This window comes from Sulfurospirillum oryzae (genome assembly GCF_025770725.1).
GTDB lineage: Bacteria > Campylobacterota > Campylobacteria > Campylobacterales > Sulfurospirillaceae > Sulfurospirillum > Sulfurospirillum oryzae.
The window spans coordinates 1-2202 of sequence record NZ_JANZKZ010000010.1; the positions used below are offsets into that span (position 1 = coordinate 1).

Consider the following 2202-nt stretch of genomic DNA (forward strand, 5'->3'; position numbering starts at 1 on the left):
ACTACACGAAAGGAACAAAGAATGGCTGTTGAAACAAGCAGAAGAGACTTTATAGGCATGGCATTCAGCGGTTTTGCAGCGGCAGGTGGGGTCATAGCCCTTGGCGCTATGAAAAAGACTTGGGATCCACTTCCAAGTGTACAGTCTGCTGGATTCATCACCGTTGATCTCTCTCCAATGAAAGAAGGAGAAGTGCAAACGATCCAATGGAGGGGCAAGCCTATTTTCATCTTGAGAAAAAGTGCGGATATGCCTAAGAACGAGAAACGTGACATTGTAGCGGGCAATAAACACTATGCTGTCATGATAGGGCTTTGTACCCATTTAGGCTGTATTCCAACATGGATGCCTGCAACGAAACAATTTAAGTGTGCCTGTCATGGTGGAGAGTTTGATGCCAGTGGTGTCAACACTTTTGGACCACCTCCAAGACCTATGGACATTCCTCCTTTTAAAATCAATGGAGAGAAGCTTGTTCTTGGTGAAGAAGGACCAGAGTATAAAAAACTGGTTACTAAGAAAGCGTAAAGGAGACAAACGTGGCAGAAATTAGAAAAGCGACAGGCTTTATCGATTGGCTCGATCAACGATTAGCAGTCAACAAGTTTATCAAAGTGATGATGACTGAGTACTGGATCCCTAAAAACATCAACTTCCTTTGGGCGATGGGTGTTGTTTTAATGGTCCTCTTTATGATTCTTATCGTATCAGGTATTTTTCTTTTAATGTACTATAAACCAGACATTAAATTGGCATTTGATAGTGTTAACTATACGATTATGCAAGAAGTAGAGTACGGCTGGTTGTGGCGTCATATCCACGGTGTTTCAGCTTCCGTCATTTTCCTTGTGATTTACATTCACATGTTTACAGGTATCTACTATGGTTCTTACAAAAAAGGTCGCGAAATTATCTGGCTTACAGGTATGGCACTTTTTGGTATGTTCTCAGCAGAAGCGTTTAGTGGTTACATGCTCCCATGGGGACAGATGAGCTACTGGGCGGCACAAGTTATTACAAACCTTTTTGGTGGTATCCCTTTCATTGGTGAAGCTTTAGTTGTATGGATCAGAGGTGACTTCTTAGTGGCTGATGCGACATTAACACGTTTCTTCATGTTACATGTCCTTTTACTTCCACTTGTCATTCTTTTATTGATTGCTGTTCACTTCTACTCATTAAGAGTTCCTCACGTGAATAACCAAGAATCAGAAGAGTTTGATTTTGATGTTGAATCTAAAAAATACTTAGAAGGTAAAAAAGTAGAGTCTAAAGTGGTTCCATTCTGGCCAGTGTTCCTCTCCAAAGATTTCTTTGTTGTGGGCGTTGCTCTAACACTTTTCTTCTACCTTGTCTGTTTCCACTTTGACTTTGCAATGGATCCAATTAACTTTGAGCCTGCAAACAATATGAAAACACCTCCGCATATCTATCCTGAGTGGTACTTCTTGTGGAGTTACGAAGTGCTTCGTGGTTTCTTCTTTGATATTGGTGGTATTGCGGCTATGGATATTGGTTTAGCAGCATTTGGTTTTGCAAACGTTATCTTTATGCTTCTTCCATTCCTTGATAGAAATACAGAACATACTGCACCAGCGCATAAAAGACCTCTGTTCTTTGTGTGGTTCTGGTTACTTTTGATCGACATGATCGTTCTCACCGTCTATGGAAAACTTCCTCCAACAGGAAACAACGCATGGGTTGGTTTTGGTGCGACCATTACCTTTCTTGTGTTATTTATTCTTCTTCCAATTATTACAAAAATGGAAGCTAATTGTAAATGTAATAATGGAGGTTGCAAATGAGAGAGTTTAAAATATTAGCGATTGTAATCTTCTTTACGGCTGTTGTTTATTGGGGTGTTGAACCCTTTGCACATTCTCAAATGCATCCTCATGTTGCTCCAGCTGACTTTACCTTTAAAGATCTTGGTGCATCTACCAAAGTAGGTAATGCAACCAAAGGTGCTGAGACCTTTTTAAGTGCAGGGTGTACTGGCTGTCATGGTATCTCTTCTGCTAACATGCCTGCTCCTATGGATAATGCAAGTGCTTCTGCAACATTTGGTGTCGTTCCACCAGATCTTAGCACAGCCGGTGCGATCTATGATAAAAATTTCCTTGCAGCACTTATTAAAGATCCAACCAAAGCGCTTAAAGTAGAGCATAAGTTTAATGAAACTCGTCCGCATCCAATGATTCA

General features: G+C 40.7%; 3 protein-coding genes. All 3 read left to right on the top strand.

From position 1 onward, the window contains the following. The first annotated feature begins 21 nt into the window (after window positions 1-21). On the top strand, window positions 22-528 hold the full coding sequence (locus N0B29_RS12965; RefSeq protein WP_263834141.1) for a Rieske 2Fe-2S domain-containing protein: 507 nt from the start codon (window positions 22-24) through the stop codon (window positions 526-528). Window positions 529-539: 11 nt separating this feature from the next. Continuing rightward, the gene (locus N0B29_RS12970; protein ID WP_263834142.1) at window positions 540-1805 is read left to right on the top strand and encodes a cytochrome b; all 1266 of its coding nucleotides are present in this window, start codon (window positions 540-542) and stop codon (window positions 1803-1805) included. Beyond that, a partial coding sequence (locus N0B29_RS12975; RefSeq protein ID WP_263834143.1) for a c-type cytochrome occupies window positions 1802-2202 on the top strand: 401 nt, incomplete at its 3' end. The genes N0B29_RS12970 and N0B29_RS12975, both read left to right, overlap by 4 nt.